Raw genomic sequence first — 16,031 nt, 5'->3', positions numbered from 1 at the left:
CCCGGCCGCCGGCGCTCAGCCGGCGACCGGGGCCGCGCCGTTGCCGCGGGTCGAGGTCGTGCCGGACGTCCCGGTGCTGGGGGCCGACGACGTCCTCGCCGTCCCGGTCGGTGCCGGTGGCACGCTCCCCGGCTGGCTGACCGACGGCCCCGCGCCGCCGGTGAGCCCCGAGCTGCTGGCCGGCGCGATGGCCGACACCGGCAACCGGGGCAAGCCCGGCACCGTGACCAACGTGCCCATCCCCGGACGGCGCCCGCGCAGCGTGGTCGCCGTGGGGATCGGGGACGCGACGCTGCCGGACGTGCGGGGCTACGTGGGCACCGCCGTGCGACGGGGTCAGCAGCTGGCCGAGTTCGGCGCGACGCGGCTGGTGCTGGCGCTGGACAGCCCGGTGGCACCCGCCGGTGCCGACGAGGTGCGCGCCGCCGTCGAGGCCGCGCTGCTGGCCGGATACCGCTTCCGTGAGCTGTCCACACCGCACCCCCCACGCCTGGTCAGCGTGACCGTCGTCGCGGCCGACGCCCAGGACGCCGCGGTCACCGCCGCCGCCGACGCCGGTCGGGTCACCGCCTCCGCCGTCGCCTGGGCCCGCGACCTGATCAACACCCCGAGCAACGTGAAGAACCCGGCCTGGCTCGCCGACCAGGCCCTCGACCGGCTCTCGGGGCTGGCCCACGTCAGCGTCACCGTGCTCGGCCCCGACGAGCTGCGCGACGGCGGCTTCGGCGGAGTGCTCGCGGTGGGCGGCGGGTCGGCGTCCCCGCCCCGCGTCGTCGTCGCCGCCTACCGGCACCCGTCGGCCGGCCCCGCGCACCCGGTGCTGGTCGGGAAGGGCATCACGTTCGACACCGGCGGCATCTCGATCAAGCCCAATGCGGGCATGCGGGAGATGAAGACCGACATGGCCGGGGGAGCCGCGGTGCTCGCCACCCTCGACGCCGTCGCCCGGCTCCAGCTGCCGGTCGCCGTGACCGTGGTGGTGCCCGCCGCCGAGAACGCGGTGTCCGGCTCCTCCTACCGGCCCGCCGACGTCGTCCGGCACGTGGGCGGACGGACGACGGAGGTGCTCAACACCGACGCCGAGGGCCGCATGGTGCTCGCCGACGCGCTGGCCTACGCCCGGCTCGAGCTCGGCGCGACGGCGCTGGTCGACGTCGCCACGCTGACCGGCGCGATGAAGGTCGCGCTCGGCACGAGGACGGCGGGCCTGTTCGCGACCACCGACGGCCTGGCCGACGCGCTGCGCACCGCCGCCGTCCGGGCCGGGGAGCCGCTCTGGCGGATGCCGTTGTTCGAGGAGCACCGCGACCTGCTGGACAGCCCGGTCGCCGACGCCAACAACGCACCGGGCAATCCGGGCGGGACGACGGCCGCGCTCTTCCTGCAGCCGTTCGCCGGGAACCTGCCGTGGGCGCACCTGGACGTCGCCGGTCCGGCCCGCGCCGGTTCCGACGACGCCGAGCTGGTCAAGGGCGGCACCGGGTTCGGCGCGCGCACACTGCTGCGCTGGCTCGAGGCCGGGGCGCCGATCGACCCGCCGGAGTCCGTGCTCGACTGAGAACGGGTCACTGTCCGGTCGCGCCGTCGATGGCTTCCCGGAGGAGGTCGGCGTGCCCGGCGTGCCGGGCGGTCTCCTCGATCATGTGCAGCAGCATCCAGCGCAGGTCGAACTGCTGCCCTGTGCGCCGCCTCTCCACCGACAGCTGGTCGAGGCTGTCCGCCCCGGCCACCACCTCCCGGCTCCGGGCGCACGCCTCCTCGTAGCGGCGCCGCAGCTCCTCCGGCTCGACCTCGGCCGCGGTGCGGAACTCGAAGTCCGGGTCGGCGTCCCAGTCGATGCCCGCCCACAGTTCGTCGTCCGGCAGCCCCACGAACCGCACCCGGAACCACGAGTCCTCGACCAGGGCCAGGTGATTGAGCAGCCCGCCGAGGGTGAGCGTCGACGGCGGATGCGGCTGGGCCAGCTGCTCGCGGGTGAGGCCCTCGGTCTTCCACAGCACCGTCGCCCGCTGCAGGTCCAGGAAGCTGGTCAGCTGGTCGAGCTCGGGGCCTGAGTCAGGCGGATCGATGCGCACCCGGCGACCCTGGCAGTCCCGCACGCGGCGGACAACCGTCCGAGCAGCCCGACCGGGTGAAGATCGTTTGCGTGCGGGATCGCGTCGGGTAGGCCTGACGGGATCCACGTCGACAGGAGCTGCCAGATGGCCACGCGGAAAAGACGCTGGGCGGTCGCCCTCACCGGCGCCGCGGCGTTGCTGGTGAGCGGCTGCGGCAGTCTGGGAGCCGACGAGGTGGAGAGCGTGGCCGCGACGTTCGCCGGTGCGGAGGACGACCCGGCGGCCCGCTGCCAGCTGCTCGCCGCCAATGTCGTCGAGGCGCTGGTCGAGGGCGAGGGTGCATCCTGCGAGGACGCGATCGCCGACCTTCCCGTCGGCAGCGGCGACGTCACCGCCGTGGAGGTGTGGGGTGAGGAGGCGCAGGCCCGCCTCACCGACGACACCGTCTTCCTGACCCGGACGGCGGACGGGTGGAAGGTCACCGCGGCCGCCTGCCGGTCGCAGGGCGCGGGCCTCCCCTACACGTGCCAGGTCGAGGGCTCGTGAAGGGCGTCCGCGCGGTCTACGTGCTCTACCTCGTGGTCCTGTTCCTCGGCATCGTCTACTTCACGACGCTCGGCTGGCTGGGGCGGTGAGCGGCGTGCGTCGCTTCCTCCGCGAGAACAGCCTGAGCCTCGGCTTCGGTGCGCTGTTCCTGCTCAGCCTCGTCGGCCAGGCGTTCGCCGGCGTCGCCGACCTCAACGACCAGCGCGTGTCCGACGGGCTGGACCCGATCACTCTCGGTCGCTTCCTCACGTCGTCGTCCTTCGCGGTCGACGTCATGGAGAACTGGCAGTCGGAGTACCTGCAGTTCTTCCTCTACATCTTCGCGACCGTGTGGCTGATCCAGCGCGGTTCCGCGGAGTCGAAGAAGCTCGAGGAGGCCGGCACCGAGTCCGACGAGAAGCAGCGCGTCGGCGCCCACGCGAAGCGGGACTCCCCGCCGGCAGTGAAGGCCGGCGGGTGGCGGACCGCCGTCTTCTCCCGCTCCCTCGGTCTGCTCATGGGCACGCTGTTCCTGCTGACCTGGGCGTCGTCCTCGGTGGCCGGCTGGGCGGCCTTCAACTCCGACCAGCTCGGCAGCCACGAGGACCCGGTGACCTGGCTGGGCTATCTCGGCCACGCGGACTTCTGGAACCGGACCCTGCAGAACTGGCAGTCGGAGATGCTCGCCGTCGGCTCGATGGCGATCTTCACCGTCTACCTCCGCCAGCGGGGCTCACCGGAGTCCAAGCCGGTGGGTGCGCCGCACGCGGTGACGGGTCAGACGGGCTGATCCGGGCGCACCGGCTCAGCAGCCGATGGCCAGCACCGCCTGGTCGTCGGCGGCGTACCTCGATCCGCTGACCTGCCGCTCCACGGCCGCGGAGACGGCCTCGACCGTCGCGTCCGCCGGGAGTGCCGCGGTCCTCCGGAGGACGTCGATCAGCCCGGCCTCGCCGAACTGGACGCCGGCGTCGTCCCGGGCCTCGGTGACGCCGTCGGTGTACAGCACCATGGTCGTGCCGTGGGGAAGTGCGACGTCGACCTGCTCGTACACGACGTCCGGGTCGATCCCCAGGGGACGCCCCACGAGACCGACCTCGGTGACCGCCCCCGCGGTGTCCCGGCGCAGGGGTGGTGGATGGCCGGCCAGGGCCACCCGGGCCGTCGTCCCGCCGGGCCCCGGCTGCAGCACCAGGCAGCACGCGGTGACGAACCGCAGCGGCCCCGAACCCTGCTCGTGCAGCAGGGCGGTGTTCACCGCGCAGAGCACCTCGGCGGGGTTGCCCGTGGACGAGGCGGCCCGTGCCGTGTGACGGGTGAGGGCCGTCATCGCGGCGGCCTCCGCGCCCGTTCCGCAGACGTCGGCGATGAGCACCATCCACCGCCCGTCCGGGAGCGGCATGACGTCGTAGGTGTCGCCACCGACGAAGACGCCCTCCGCGCCGGCCCGGTAGCGCGCCGCGAGCTGGATCCCGGGAATGGCGGGCAGGTGCGAGGGAAGAAGGCTGCGCTGCAGGGTGTCGGCCAGGCCCCGCACCTCCGACTCCGCGCGGAGCCGGGCCAGGAACTGCCCGATCTGCCGTCCCGCGCTGGCCAGCACGTCGACCAACTCGGGCGGCACCGGTCGCTGCTCGCGGGAGAACAACTCGCAGACCGCCAGCAGGTCGTCGCCGCGCAGCACCGGGAAGGCCACGGCCGTGCGCAGGTCGTCGCTCCGGGCGGCGTCGCCGCGCAGGAAGCGTGGGTCGCTCCCGAGGTCCTCGATGACCACCGGTTCCCGCCGCTGCCAGGCGAGGCCCGGCAGGCCCTCGCCGCGGCTGAACGCGCGACCTCGGATGCCGGCCTCCAGCGCCGGCACGGGGGCGTCGGGAGCGCTCCATGTCCCGGCATGGATGAGTCGGCCGCCGCAGCCCTCCGGCTGCCAGAGCGTGGCGGCGTCCCAGTCGAGCTCGGCGCACAGGGTGGGGAGGAGCTGCTCGAACGCGACGTCGGCGTCGGCCGCCTCGGTGAGCGCGGCGGTCACCCGGAGAGTGGCCGTCAGGTAGCGGGCGACCTCGATCTGCCGCTCGAGGCGGATGGTCGTGCTCGCGTCCCGTAGGGCAGCGACCACGACACCACCCGCGGGAGCGCCCTCGACGTCACCGGCCGGCAGGGCTCCCTCACGTCCGCCGTCGAGCCGGGAGAGGGTGAGCTCGACGGCGACCTCGGACCCGTTCGCATGGAGGGCCGGGACCTGCGTCGTCGCCCCGACCAGCGTGCCGACCCCGGTGGCCAGGAACCGTGAGTACCCGCGGTTGTGGGCCGTACGGAACCGCTCAGGCATGAGCACGTCCAGCGAGCGACCCCGGAGGTCGGCGGGCTCGTGGCCCAGCAGCGACCGGACGGCCGGATTGGCGTAGACGACGTTGCCCGCGGCGTCGGCCACGAGGATCACGTCGGGCAGCGCCTCCAGGAGGGCAGGAGCAGCGATCCCGGAGGTGGGCACGGGGTCGTCACCTCCCTCGGCGGACGAACTGAATCCTGTACGTACAGGATTGCATACGCACAGTGGACAATCGACCACTGATTGTCGACATGTCGCCATGACCACACATCGACCCCAGGCGCGGGCCGCCGCGCGGCACCGGTGCCAGACTGCGCCGGTGACCACTCCGGAGGCCCGTCTCGTCGACCTCAACGCCGACCTCGGGGAGGGGTTCGGCGTCTGGCAGCTGGGGGACGACGACGCCCTGCTCGGGCTCGTGACCAGCGCGAACGTGGCGTGCGGGTTCCACGCGGGCGACCCGTCGACCATGCGGCGGGTCTGCGAGGGGGCGGCCGCTGCCGGTGTGACCGTCGGCGCCCAGGTGTCCTACCGCGATCTGCCCGGGTTCGGCCGCCGGTTCATCGACGTCGAACCGGGCGAGCTGACCGACGACGTCCTGTACCAGCTCGCCGCCCTTGACGGGATCGCCCGCGCCAGCGGCAGCCGGATGGCCTACGTGAAGCCGCACGGCGCGCTCTACAACGCGGTCGTGGACCACGACGCGCAGGCCGCGGCCGTGGTGCGGGCGGTCACGGCCTTCGACGACCGGCTCCCGGTCCTCGGGCTCCCCGGTTCGGCGCTGCTGAGGACGGCGGAGGCGGCGGGCCTGCGCACGGTCCGGGAGGGGTTCGCCGACCGCGGCTACACACCGGCCGGCACGCTCGTCTCGCGCCGGGAGCCCGGCGCTCTGGTGCACGACCCGGCCACGGTCGCCGAACGGGCCGTGCGGATGGCCGCGGACGGCGAGGTCGTCGCGGTGGACGGCACCGTGGTGCGGGTGCAGGTCGAGTCGGTCTGCGTGCACGGCGACACCCCGGGCGCGGTCGAGCTGGCGCGGGCCGTGCGGGCCGCACTGGAGGCCGCGGGTCTCACGCCGGCGCCGTTCGTGCTCTGACCGGTCAGGTGGGGGTCTGCAGGTCCGCCGCGCGCAGGTGCCCGGCGAGCAGCTCCCCGGCGACGTCGTCCACCGTGAGGCCGGCCCCGTAGGCGTGGGCCCGGAGCAGGGTGAGCGCCTCCGCGGCGCTCACTTCCAGATCGACGCTGAGCTTGCCCATTGCCTCCCACACGGCGGCCCGCCGCTGGGGCGCCGGCCCCTGCAGCCACTCGGGGCCCTGGGCCGGGGACCACTCCGACCAGACGGCGGCCTCACTGAGCAGGGACGTCACGAGCTCGCCCACCGCCAGGGCCTCGAACACGTCGAGGTCGAGCACGTCGGCCGAGTCGCGGAAGTAGAGGTCGATCGCGCCGGCACCGGCCAGGGCGGGCTGCAGCGGCAGGGCGACCACGGCTCGGAACGGGGTGGCCCCGACGAGCAGCTCGGTGAAGACCGGCCAGCGCCGCCGCAGGTCCTCCTCGACGGCGAACACCGGCTGCCGGGTCTCCTGTGCGGTCATGCACGGGCCGGCGCCGACGGTGAACTGCAGCCGTTCGGCGACCTCGGCGACCTCGGAGCTGGCGCCCAGCGGGATCCGCTGCTGCGAGGCGTCGACGAGGCTCAGCCCGGCGCCGTCCACGGCCAGTGTCCGGGCGCACGCCCGGGCCAGCCGGACGGGCAGCAACTCGGGGCCCGCGAGGTCGGGATCAGCGGTCCCCTCCAGCTCTGCCCCGAAGCGCTCGGCGATGGTCACACCTCATGATCCGGCCGCTCGCCGGGGCCCGCTGGTCGACACGGCGGGCGGGCGCCGATCATGGGGGAGTGGAGCGGGACTCGGCAGGGGAGCTTCGGGTGCTGCCGTACGGGGATCGCGCCCTCCTGGTCGAGGTGGCCGGCCTGCCCGCCGTCGCCGCCCTCCGGTCGGCGTTGGCGCGCTCACCGCTGCCGGGTCAGCGTGATCTCGTGCCGGCCGCCCGCACCGTGCTCGTCGTCCTGGACCGGGCGCCGTCGGACCTCGACGTCGTGTCGCTGCGGCGGCTCTCCCTGGAGACACCGGAGACCGCACGCGCCGGCGACCCGGTGGACCTCCCGGTGGTCTTCGACGGCGCCGACCTCGCCGATGTCGCCGAGCTGACCGGCCGCAGCGTCCCGGCCGTCGTCTCGGCACTGACCGCCGTCGAGTTCACGGTCGCCTTCGGCGGGTTCGCGCCCGGCTTCAGCTACCTCAGCGGCCTGCCCGAGGACCTGCACGTCCCGCGACGGGCGACCCCGCGCACCCGGGTGCCGGCCGGGTCGGTGGCCCTGGCCGGTCCGTTCGCCGGCGTGTACCCGCAGGCCTCGCCGGGCGGCTGGCAGCTCGTCGGCCGGACCGAGGCGGTCCTGTTCGACGTCGACCGCGACCCGCCGGCCCTGCTCGCACCGGGCACGTCGGTGCGCCTGCGGGAGGTGGGCTGATGCTCACCGTCGTCGCGACCGGGCCGCTGGCCACCGTCCAGGACGTCGGGCGCGGCGGCTACGCAGCCATCGGGGTGCCCCGGTCGGGCGTGGCCGATGCCGCGGCGGCCGGCCTGGCGAACCGGCTGGTGGGCAACGAAATGGCGGCGGCCGTTCTCGAGGTCACGGCCGGTGGCCTGCGCGTCCGCGCCGGGCGGACCGTGCTCGTCGCCGTCACGGGAGCCCCGGCGCCGGTGACCGTGGACGGACGGGCCGCACCGTTCGGCGCGCCCTTCACGCTGCGCCCCGGAGCGGAGCTGGCCGTCGGCGTGCCCCCGGTGGGACTGCGCACCTACCTCGCGGTGCGGGGCGGCATCGACGTCCCTCCGGTCCTCGGCTCACGCAGCACCGACACCCTGTCCGGGCTCGGGCCTGCTCCGCTGGCACCGGGCGACCGGCTGCCGGTCGGCACCCTGCACGCGGAGGAGCCGTTCGTCGACGTCGCACCCGTCCGGCCGCCGGCGTCCGCGCCGGTTCTGCACGTGCTGCCGGGACCCCGCCGGGACTGGCTGGACCCGGCCGCCTGGACGGCGCTGACGACGAAGGAGTGGACGGTCACCGCGGACAGCAACCGGGTCGGGCTCCGGCTGGCCGGCCCTGAGCTGACCCGGGCGCGCACGGACGAGCTGCCGAGCGAGGGGCTGGTGCCGGGGGCAGTGCAGGTGCCGTCCGACGGCGCTCCGGTGCTGTTCCTGGCCGATCACCCCGTCACCGGCGGCTACCCGGTCCTGGCCGTCGTGACGACGGCGGACCTGCCGGCCGCCGCCCAACTGCGGCCCGGCGACGTCGTCCGCTTCCGCGCCTGAGCACGGTCGTCCCGAGTAGGCCCCGAAGGGGTCCGCGCAGGGACGACGTCGTGGCTCGACGCAGCCGGGGTAGCCACGTGGCCGCGGCGCGGTCCGGAGGATCGCAGCGTCACCGCACCGGCAGTACGGCCGGGCCGTTCGGGCCCACGACGACCTCGGCCCGCGCGCCGTAGTGGGTGTGCAGCGCCGCCGGGGTGAGCACCTCGGCGGGCCGCCCCTCGGCGACGACCCGGCCCTCCGACAGCAGCGCCAACCGGTCGGCGTACTGACCGGCCAGCGTGAGGTCGTGCAGCGTGCTCAGCACGGTGAGCCCGTCCTGGCGGCGGAGCCGGTCGACCAGGTCGAGCACCTGCTGGGCGTGCCCGAGGTCCAGGGACGCCGTCGGCTCGTCGAGCAGCAGCACGCGCGGCTGCTGGGCCAGGGCCCGCGCCAGCACCGCCCGCTGCTGCTCGCCGCCGGAGAGCGTGGCGAGGGGCCGCTCGGCCAGCCGGTCCAGTTCCAGGCGCTCCATGACGTCGGCGACGACCTGCCGGTCCACGCCGCGGGGTGCCGCCAGCAGTGGCCGGTGGGGGGTGCGGCCGAGCGCCACGTAGTCGCGGGTCGTCACGCCGTCGGGGAGGACGGGGGTCTGGGGCGCGTAGGCCAGGCACCGGGCGCGGTCGCGGCGGGCCATGCCGGTCGTCGGCAGCCCGTCGACCCGGACGAGTCCCTGGTGCGGGTGGAACCCGAGGATCGACCGCAGCAGCGTCGACTTCCCCGAGCCGTTGGGGCCGATGATCGCCAGCCAGCCGCCGGGCTCCACGGTCAGCCGGATCGACTCCAGCACCCGGGTGCGGCCGTAGCCCGCCGACAGCCCGACGACCTCGACCAGCGCTCCTGCCTCGCTCATCGGCGGCGCGCCCCCACCCACAGCAGCCCGGCGAAGAAGGGAGCCCCGACGAACGCGGTCACCACACCGATCGGGAGCTCCGCGGGGGCCAGGACGACGCGGGCGATCAGGTCGGCGAGCACCAGGAAGCCGCCGCCCACCAGCAGCGAGACCGGCAGGATCCGGGCGTGCGAGCCGCCGACCAGCCGGCGGGCGATGTGCGGGACCACGAGGCCCACGAAGCCGATGAGGCCGCTGACCGCCACGGCCGCCGCGGTGGCCATGGAGGCGGCGAGGATGACCAGCAGCCGCAGCCGGCCGGGATGGACGCCCAGCGCGCTCGCCTCGTCATCCCCCACGGCGAGCACGTCCAGGGCGCGGCCGCAGAACAGCAGCACGAGGCAGGCGGGGACGAGGTAGGGCAGCACGAGCAGGACGTCGGACCACTGCGCGCGGCCGAGCTGGCCGAGCAGCCAGCCGTAGACCTCGCGGAGGTCCTCGGTGTTCTGCTGCTGGACCAGCGTCTGGGCGGCGGCCAGGAACGCGGCGACCGCGACGCCGGCCAGCAGCAGCGTCGCGCTGTGCGAGCCGCCCGCGGCGGTGCCCAGGGCGAGCGCGCAGCCGACGCCGACCAGGGCACCGACGAAGGCGGCCAGCGGCACGACGCCGAACGGGCCCAGTGACTGGGCGGGGGAGTAGGCGATGACCAGCGTTGCGCCGAGCCCCGCGCCGGCGGCCGCGCCGAGCAGGTAGGGGTCGGCCAGCGGGTTGCGGAAGACGCCCTGGTAGGCCGCGCCGGAGACGGCCAGCCCGGCGCCGACCAGGGAGGCGAGCACCACCCGGGGCAGCCGGAGCTGCAGCAGGACCGCTTCCTGCGTGCCGGTCAGGCCGCCGGACAGGTCCACCCCGAACGGTTGCAGCAGCCGGTCGAGCAGGGTGACGACGACGGCCGCCGGCGGCAGCGGGAGCGCACCCACCCAGACACCGGCCAGCAGCGCCGCGACCAGCGCGACCCCGGCCCCGGCGAGAACCAGGCCGGGCCGGCGCCGTCGAGGCGTCTGCTGTTCGGGATCGGAGCGGGTGCGCCCCGCCGTCGCCGTCATGAGATGTGTCCTCAGCCCTGCAGCACGTCGGCGAGCTGCTCGGTGAAGTCGGCCACCCGCGGTCCCCAGCGGGAGGCGATGTCGTCGTTCGCGGCGAGCACCCGGCCCTCCTGGACGGCGGGCACCGTGTCGAACGCCGGGCGCTGGGTCAACGCCTCCGCCGACTGGTCGCAGCAGACGGTGTCGGCGAGCACGATCAGGTCCGGCGCCTGGCCGACGACGTACTCGGCGGACAGCTGCGGGTAGCCGCCGGCGGCGTCGGCGGCACCGTCGGCGATGTTCTCCAGGCCGAAGAGCGAGTAGATGCCACCGATGAACGTGCTGCTGGCCGCGGAGTAGAAGCTCGGGTCGAGCTCGTGGTAGACGCGCATCCCCTCGACGTCCTGGGGCACGGAGGCGACGGCTGCCTTGATCCGGTCCTGCATGTCGGCGATGACGTCGGTGGCCTCGTCGGCGTGGCCGGTCGCATCGCCCAGGGTCTCCAGCTGGGTGTAGCTGTCGTCGATGTCCTGCGCGGCGCCCAGGAGCAGGGTGGGCACCTCGAGCGCGTCGAGCGCGTCGACGATGCCGTTCAGGTCGTCGCTGAGCACGACCAGGTCCGGGCCGTACGCGGCGATGGCCTCGGCGTTCGGGGTGAACGAGGAGAGGTCGGTGGTCGGCACGCCCTCGGGGTAGTTCGAGGTGCTGTCGACGGCCTCGACCTGGTCGTCGGCGCCGATGGCGAAGAGCATCTCGGTCGCCGTGGCGGACATCGAGACGATGGTCTCGGGCTGCTCGTCGATGGTGAGCTCGCCGTCGTCGCCGGTGACGGTGACCGGCCATGCGCTGTCGTCCGAGCTCGCCGCGTCGGCGGTGTCGCCGGAGGACGAGCCGCCGCAGGCCGTCAGGGCCATGAGGATCGCGAGCAGCAGTGCGACCAGGAGTGGCCGCGGGGATCGGGTGGAGCGGGGCACGGGAGCCTCCAGAAAGAGGCGGCAGACATCGCCCACTGAGCTGGTACGAGAAGGCACCACTCCATGCGCAACCCTTACCGCGAGGGTCGGTGACATGACGCAGGGCAGGCGATCTGGCTCAGGCCACCAGCCCGACGAGACAAGGTGGCCGTCACAGTTGCGGGACAGCGCCGGATTCGTACCGGACTTCGCTGCCGCTCCGTCACCGGCCCCGGGGGCCGGCGCGAGGAAAGTACCAGGGGAGCCGGACGGCCGGTCAGGCGCGGGCGTCGAGGACGGCGGAGTAGACCTCGACGGTCTGCTGGGCGATCGCCGGCCAGCCGAACTCCGCGAGCACCCGCTCCCGGCCGGCCGCCCCCATCGCGGTGGCCCGCGCCGGGTCGGCGACCAGGTCGGCGATCCGGTCGGCGAGCCCCGCCTCGAAGGCCGCCGGCTCGTCGGGGTCGTAGTGGACGAGCAGCCCGGTGCGGCCGTCGTCGACGACCTCGGGGATGCCGCCCACGTCGCTGGCCACGACCGCCGTCGCGCAGGCCGCGGCCTCGAGGTTGACGATGCCGAGCGGCTCGTAGACCGAGGGGACGACGAAGACGGTCGCCCCGGTGATGAGCGGCACCAGCTTCTCGCGCGGCAGCATCTCCTCGATCCAGACGACGCCGCTGCGCCGGGACTGCAGCTCTTCGACCGCGTCGGCGACCTGCTGCCGCTCGGCGGGGGTGTCGGGAGCGCCGGCGCAGAGCACGAGTCCGACGTCCTCCGGCAGCTTCTCGGTGGCCCGCAGGAGGTGCATGACGCCCTTCTGCCGGGTGATCCGGCCGACGAACAGCGCGTACGGGCGATCGGGGTCCACCCCGAGGCCGCGCACCACGTCGGGGTCCTCGATCGGCCGGTAGGCCTCGGCGTCGACGCCGTTGCCGACGACGTGCACCGTGGCCGGGTCCAGTTCCGGATAGGCGTCGAGGACGTCGAGGCGCATGCCGTTGCTCACCGCGACCACGGCGTCCGCGGCCAGGTACGCCGTCCGCTCGACCCAGGAGGACAGCCGGTACCCACCGCCCAGCTGGTCGGCCTTCCACGGACGGCGCGGCTCGAGGGAGTGCGCCGTGACGACGTGCGGGACGCCGTGCACCAGCGAGGCGAGCAGCCCGGCGGCGTTGGCGTACCAGGTGTGGGAGTGCACGAGGTCGACGTCGGCCAGGGCGGCGGCGATCTCGACGTCCACGCCGACCGCCTGCAGTGCACCGTTGGCACCCCGAAGGTTCGCCGGGACGGCATGGCCGACCGCGTCGGGCCGGGGCCCGCCGAAGCAGTGCACGTCGATCTCCGGGCCCGCCGGGAGCGACCGCAGAGCCGCCACGAGGTGCTCGACGTGAACTCCCGCGCCGCCGTAGACGTCCGGTGGCCACTCCCGCGTCACGATCCCGATACGCACGACGGTCACCCTAGGGGCGGAACCAGGTGCTCAGGTGGGGCGGACCGCCTGCGTAACAGCTACGTTGCGTGACATGCGCGGCGGTCCTCGGGTTCTCGGCATCGTCCTGGCCGGCGGTGCGGGGAAGCGGCTTGCTCCCCTCACCGACGACCGGGCCAAGCCGGCGGTGCCGTTCGGCGGCAACTACCGGCTCATCGACTTCGTGCTGTCGAACCTCGTCAACGCCGAGATCCGGCAGATCGCCGTCCTGACGCAGTACAAGAGCCACAGCCTGGACCGGCACATCACGCAGACCTGGCGGATGTCGCAGCTGCTGGGGAACTACATCACCCCCGTGCCGGCCCAGCAGCGGCTCGGCCCCCGCTGGTACACCGGCAGCGCGGACGCGATCTTCCAGAGCCTCAACCTGATCTACGACGAGCGGCCGGAGATCGTGGTCGTCTTCGGTGCCGACCACGTCTACCGCATGGACGTCGGGCAGATGGTCGACCAGCACCTGCAGACCGGCGCGGGCGTCACGATCGCCGGGCTCCGCGTGCCGCGGCGCGAGGCGACCGAGTTCGGGGTCATCGACGCCGACGCCGAGGGCAAGGTGCGCGGGTTCTTGGAAAAACCAGCGGAGCCACCAGGTTTGCCGGACTCCCCGGAGGAGAGCTTCGCCTCCATGGGCAACTACGTGTTCACCACCGACGCCCTGCTCGAGGCGCTGCGCACCGACGCCGAGGACGAGTCGTCGGTGCACGACATGGGCGGCTCGATCATGCCGATGCTCGCCGACGCGGGGGAGGCGTGGGTCTACGACTTCTCCACCAACATCGTCCCGGGCGCGACGGAGCGTGACCACGGCTACTGGCGTGACGTCGGGACGATCGACGCCTACTTCGACGCGCACATGGACCTCGTGTCGGTCACCCCGGTCTTCAACCTCTACAACGAGCGATGGCCGATCTTCACGCTCCCGCCGCAGCTGCCCCCGGCGAAGTTCGTGCTCGGCGGGCGCGCGGAGGAGTCGATGGTCAGTGCCGGCGCGATCATCGGTGGCGGCTCGGTGCACAACTGCGTCGTCTCACCCGGGGTCCGCGTCGAGCGCGGCGCCCGGGTCGAGGACAGCGTGCTGATGGACGGCGTCCACATCGGTGAGGGCGCGTACGTCCGCCGGGCGATCCTCGACAAGAACGTCGTCGTCCCCCCGTGGGCGCGCCTCGGCGTCGACATCGCGGCCGACAAGCAGCGGTACCACGTGAGCGAGGGCGGCGTGACCGTGCTCGGCAAGTCCGCCCGCGCGCTCATCTGAACGCTCAGCCGCGCTTGGTCGCGACCAGGAGTCCGTTGCCGATGGGGAGGACGGCGGACAGCAGCGTCTCGTCCTCGCGGATCGTGCGCGTGATCTCCCGCCAGGCGACCGTGTGCGGATCGCGCGCGGTGCGGTCGGCGACGCGGCTGCCCTCGAGCAGGCCGTGACAGGTGAGCGTGCCGCCGACCCGGACGAGGCCGAGCAGGGCGGCGAGATGTTCCGAGTACTCGCGGGGTGGCCCGGCGCACACGACCATGTCGTAGGCGGCGGACGACAGCCGGGGAAGCACCTCGGCGGGGGTCCCGAAGATCATCCGGGCACGGCCGGCGGGGATGCCGGCCTCGGCGAAGGCCGCGCGGGTGGCGCGCAGCTGCTCGGGGTCGCCGTCCAGAGCCGTGAGGACGCCGTCGGCGCGCATCCCGCGCATCAGCCACAGACCGGCCAGCCCGCCGCCGCTGCCGATCGACACCACCGACCGTGCGTCGACGCTGCTGGCCAGCACCGCGAGCGTCGCGCCGACCGCAGGCTCGACCGGCGGGGGGCCGGGCAGGTGGACCGCGCGCTCCCGGGCGGCCGCCATCTCCGGCGTCTCGACGGCGAACCGGTCGGCGTACGCGGCGCCCTCGGCTGTGCCCCCTCCCGGCGGCGATCCCACGGCGCTCATCACCGGCCGAGGGTAGTGGTGGCAGTGCCCTACGGACGGCCGGCGGCGGCCGCAGGATCGCGCGCCGTCGCCGGAACCTGAGAGTTTCCTGCGAAGCGGCCCACGCGGGAACACGGGCCCGGTCGCCGTCCGTTGACCAGTGCGTGCGCCTGAAGCGAGACGCGTCTGCCCGCCCCGCTGACGCCGGGGAGGTTTCGGCCGCCCCCGTCTGCGATCCTGGTGGCGTGTCCGATCCCGCCGCACGCCCCGAGGTCGAGGGCTGGGTGGCGCCGTCCTGGGAGCAGGTCGTGCGCGACCACTCCGCTCGCGTGTACCGGCTGGCCTACCGCCTGTCCGGCAACGCGCAGGACGCCGAGGACCTCACCCAGGAGACGTTCGTCCGGGTGTTCCGCTCGCTGGCCGACTTCTCGCCCGGCACCTTCGAGGGCTGGCTGCACCGGATCACCACGAACCTGTTCCTCGACATGGTCCGCAGGCGCCAGCGGATCCGCTTCGACGCGCTGCCCGAGGACACCGAGCGGCTGCCCGGCACGGCCCCCAGCCCCGAGCAGGTCTACGCCGACACCCACCTCGACCCGCAGATCCAGGCCGCGCTCGACGCGCTCTCCCCGGAGTTCCGCGTCGCCGTCGTCCTCTGCGACATCGAGGGTCTGACCTACGAGGAGATTTCGGCGACCCTCGGCATCAAGCTCGGCACGGTGCGCAGCCGTATCCACCGCGGCCGGGTGCAGCTGCGGCAGGCCCTGGCCCACCTCGCTCCCCGGGCGCCGGTGATCTCGTGAGCGAGCTTGCGAGCTCACGCAGTGACGGAGCAGCTCTGCGAACGCGCCCGACGAGCGCCAGCGAGGAGGACTCGTGAGCATCACGGAGAGCCATCTCGCCCAGGAGGCCATCGCAGCGCTCGTCGACGGTGAGCTCACCGCCGGCCCGGCCAACCGCGCGGCCCGCCACCTCGGCGGCTGCATGCAGTGCCGGCTGGCCGTCGAGGCGCAGCGGGAGGCGAAGGAGGCGCTGCACGACAGCGCCGACGTCGCCGTCCCCGGTGACCTGATGTCCCGGCTGTGCGCCATCCCCTTCACCACCGACGTCCCCGGCTCGGGCGGCGGCACCGGGATCATGACCGCCGGCCCGGGAGAGCTGACCGTCACCGGCGCCTCTGGTGCCTGGTCGGTCGACCTGAAGCCGCGTCTCCGGGAGACCTCCGACCACACCGCGCGGTGGCTGCGCCGCGGGCTGGCCGGCACGCTCGTCGGGCTCGGCGTCGGGGTCACGGCGCTGGCGCTCAACCTGCCGGGTGCCGCCCCCGTCCCGCAGCGCGAGAGCCCGGTCGCCGGCCCGTCGTCGCCGGAGGAGCACACCGAGGTCGTGCCGCCGGTCGTGCGCACCCTCACGGTCGGCACGAACACGGTCCTGTCGCAACCGGGTGGAACCCCCTGAGCA

Annotated in this window: 17 protein-coding genes and 1 riboswitch; of the genes, 9 read left to right on the top strand and 8 right to left on the bottom strand. The window is 74.2% G+C overall.

Going from position 1 to position 16,031, the window contains the following annotated elements:
* Nucleotides 1-58 precede the first annotated feature (58 nt).
* Nucleotides 59-1,558 carry a leucyl aminopeptidase gene (locus E4P38_RS05850; protein ID WP_245160825.1) on the top strand — a complete coding sequence of 500 codons (1,500 nt, stop codon included), beginning with the start codon at nucleotides 59-61 and terminating at the stop codon, nucleotides 1,556-1,558.
* A 7-nt stretch (nucleotides 1,559-1,565) separates the two neighbouring features.
* On the opposite strand, the gene E4P38_RS05845 is transcribed toward E4P38_RS05850, so the two are convergent.
* Nucleotides 1,566-2,075, bottom strand: coding sequence for a DinB family protein (locus E4P38_RS05845; protein ID WP_135130826.1), 510 nt, complete (start codon nucleotides 2,073-2,075; stop codon nucleotides 1,566-1,568).
* A gap of 126 nt (nucleotides 2,076-2,201) precedes the next feature.
* On the opposite strand from E4P38_RS05845, the gene E4P38_RS05840 reads away from it, so the two are divergent.
* Nucleotides 2,202-2,603, top strand: a complete 402-nt coding sequence (locus tag E4P38_RS05840) for a hypothetical protein (protein WP_135130825.1) — start codon at nucleotides 2,202-2,204, stop codon at nucleotides 2,601-2,603.
* Between the two features lie 94 nt (nucleotides 2,604-2,697).
* Nucleotides 2,698-3,372, top strand: coding sequence for a DUF6766 family protein (locus E4P38_RS05835; protein WP_135130932.1), 675 nt, complete (start codon nucleotides 2,698-2,700; stop codon nucleotides 3,370-3,372).
* A 15-nt stretch (nucleotides 3,373-3,387) separates the two neighbouring features.
* On the opposite strand, the gene E4P38_RS05830 is transcribed toward E4P38_RS05835, so the two are convergent.
* A complete protein-coding gene (locus tag E4P38_RS05830) occupies nucleotides 3,388-5,067 on the bottom strand; it encodes a SpoIIE family protein phosphatase (RefSeq protein WP_245160824.1) in 1,680 nt (559 codons plus the stop codon).
* 157 nt (nucleotides 5,068-5,224) lie between these two features.
* On the opposite strand from E4P38_RS05830, the gene E4P38_RS05825 reads away from it, so the two are divergent.
* Nucleotides 5,225-6,001 (top strand): 5-oxoprolinase subunit PxpA, encoded by a 777-nt coding sequence (locus tag E4P38_RS05825; RefSeq protein WP_245160823.1) that lies wholly within the window; start codon nucleotides 5,225-5,227, stop codon nucleotides 5,999-6,001.
* Nucleotides 6,002-6,005: 4 nt separating this feature from the next.
* On the opposite strand, the gene E4P38_RS05820 is transcribed toward E4P38_RS05825, so the two are convergent.
* Entirely contained in the window at nucleotides 6,006-6,734 is a 729-nt protein-coding gene (locus E4P38_RS05820; protein ID WP_245160822.1) for a GAF domain-containing protein, read from the bottom strand.
* A gap of 5 nt (nucleotides 6,735-6,739) precedes the next feature.
* On the opposite strand from E4P38_RS05820, the gene E4P38_RS05815 reads away from it, so the two are divergent.
* Both E4P38_RS05815 and E4P38_RS05810 read left to right on the top strand, forming a co-directional pair.
* The gene (locus E4P38_RS05815; protein ID WP_135130822.1) at nucleotides 6,740-7,435 is read left to right on the top strand and encodes an allophanate hydrolase subunit 1; all 696 of its coding nucleotides are present in this window, start codon (nucleotides 6,740-6,742) and stop codon (nucleotides 7,433-7,435) included.
* On the top strand, nucleotides 7,435-8,280 hold the full coding sequence (locus tag E4P38_RS05810) for a biotin-dependent carboxyltransferase family protein (protein ID WP_135130821.1): 846 nt from the start codon (nucleotides 7,435-7,437) through the stop codon (nucleotides 8,278-8,280). Before E4P38_RS05815 ends, E4P38_RS05810 begins: the two co-directional genes overlap by 1 nt.
* A gap of 109 nt (nucleotides 8,281-8,389) precedes the next feature.
* Here the strand turns inward: E4P38_RS05810 and E4P38_RS05805 are convergent, their stop codons facing one another.
* The 4 genes from E4P38_RS05805 to glgA form a co-directional block, all read right to left on the bottom strand.
* The gene (locus tag E4P38_RS05805; RefSeq protein ID WP_135130820.1) at nucleotides 8,390-9,169 is read right to left on the bottom strand and encodes an ABC transporter ATP-binding protein; all 780 of its coding nucleotides are present in this window, start codon (nucleotides 9,167-9,169) and stop codon (nucleotides 8,390-8,392) included.
* Nucleotides 9,166-10,251: an iron ABC transporter permease gene (locus E4P38_RS05800; RefSeq protein WP_135130819.1), complete on the bottom strand. Its 1,086-nt coding sequence runs from the start codon at nucleotides 10,249-10,251 to the stop codon at nucleotides 9,166-9,168. The genes E4P38_RS05805 and E4P38_RS05800 overlap by 4 nt, the downstream gene beginning before the upstream one ends.
* An 11-nt stretch (nucleotides 10,252-10,262) precedes the next feature.
* Complete coding sequence (locus tag E4P38_RS05795; protein WP_245160821.1) at nucleotides 10,263-11,204, bottom strand: ABC transporter substrate-binding protein; 942 nt, start codon at nucleotides 11,202-11,204, stop codon at nucleotides 10,263-10,265.
* An 89-nt stretch (nucleotides 11,205-11,293) separates the two neighbouring features.
* Nucleotides 11,294-11,442: riboswitch (cobalamin riboswitch) on the bottom strand.
* An 18-nt stretch (nucleotides 11,443-11,460) separates the two neighbouring features.
* Nucleotides 11,461-12,633 (bottom strand): glycogen synthase, encoded by a 1,173-nt coding sequence (glgA, locus tag E4P38_RS05790; RefSeq protein WP_135130817.1) that lies wholly within the window; start codon nucleotides 12,631-12,633, stop codon nucleotides 11,461-11,463.
* Between the two features lie 73 nt (nucleotides 12,634-12,706).
* Here glgA and glgC point away from each other — a divergent pair, with 73 nt between their 5' ends.
* Complete coding sequence (gene glgC, locus E4P38_RS05785; RefSeq protein WP_135130816.1) at nucleotides 12,707-13,927, top strand: glucose-1-phosphate adenylyltransferase; 1,221 nt, start codon at nucleotides 12,707-12,709, stop codon at nucleotides 13,925-13,927.
* A 4-nt stretch (nucleotides 13,928-13,931) separates the two neighbouring features.
* Here the strand turns inward: glgC and E4P38_RS05780 are convergent, their stop codons facing one another.
* A complete protein-coding gene (locus tag E4P38_RS05780) occupies nucleotides 13,932-14,591 on the bottom strand; it encodes a class I SAM-dependent methyltransferase (RefSeq protein WP_135130815.1) in 660 nt (219 codons plus the stop codon).
* A gap of 224 nt (nucleotides 14,592-14,815) precedes the next feature.
* Between E4P38_RS05780 and sigE the strand changes: the two genes are divergently transcribed.
* Nucleotides 14,816-15,373: an RNA polymerase sigma factor SigE gene (sigE, locus tag E4P38_RS05775; RefSeq protein ID WP_135130814.1), complete on the top strand. Its 558-nt coding sequence runs from the start codon at nucleotides 14,816-14,818 to the stop codon at nucleotides 15,371-15,373.
* 73 nt (nucleotides 15,374-15,446) lie between these two features.
* The gene (locus E4P38_RS23150; protein ID WP_209308953.1) at nucleotides 15,447-16,028 is read left to right on the top strand and encodes a hypothetical protein; all 582 of its coding nucleotides are present in this window, start codon (nucleotides 15,447-15,449) and stop codon (nucleotides 16,026-16,028) included.
* The last annotated feature ends 3 nt before the right edge of the window (nucleotides 16,029-16,031 follow it).

Source organism: Blastococcus sp. CT_GayMR16, from assembly GCF_004570875.1.
Classification (GTDB): domain Bacteria; phylum Actinomycetota; class Actinomycetes; order Mycobacteriales; family Geodermatophilaceae; genus Blastococcus_B.
The sequence above is the reverse complement of the archived record's forward strand: the minus strand, read 5'-3'. Positions and strand labels throughout refer to the sequence as shown.

Coding starts and splice junctions, on each gene's coding strand:
- E4P38_RS05840 (WP_135130825.1), top strand. CDS start 2,202: ATGGCCACGCGGAAAAGACGCTGGGCGGTCGCCCTCACCGGCGCCGCG.
- E4P38_RS05815 (WP_135130822.1), top strand. CDS start 6,740: ATGATCCGGCCGCTCGCCGGGGCCCGCTGGTCGACACGGCGGGCGGGC.
- E4P38_RS05810 (WP_135130821.1), top strand. CDS start 7,435: ATGCTCACCGTCGTCGCGACCGGGCCGCTGGCCACCGTCCAGGACGTC.
- E4P38_RS05805 (WP_135130820.1), bottom strand. CDS start 9,169: ATGAGCGAGGCAGGAGCGCTGGTCGAGGTCGTCGGGCTGTCGGCGGGC.
- E4P38_RS05800 (WP_135130819.1), bottom strand. CDS start 10,251: ATGACGGCGACGGCGGGGCGCACCCGCTCCGATCCCGAACAGCAGACG.
- glgC (WP_135130816.1), top strand. CDS start 12,707: ATGCGCGGCGGTCCTCGGGTTCTCGGCATCGTCCTGGCCGGCGGTGCG.
- E4P38_RS05780 (WP_135130815.1), bottom strand. CDS start 14,591: ATGAGCGCCGTGGGATCGCCGCCGGGAGGGGGCACAGCCGAGGGCGCC.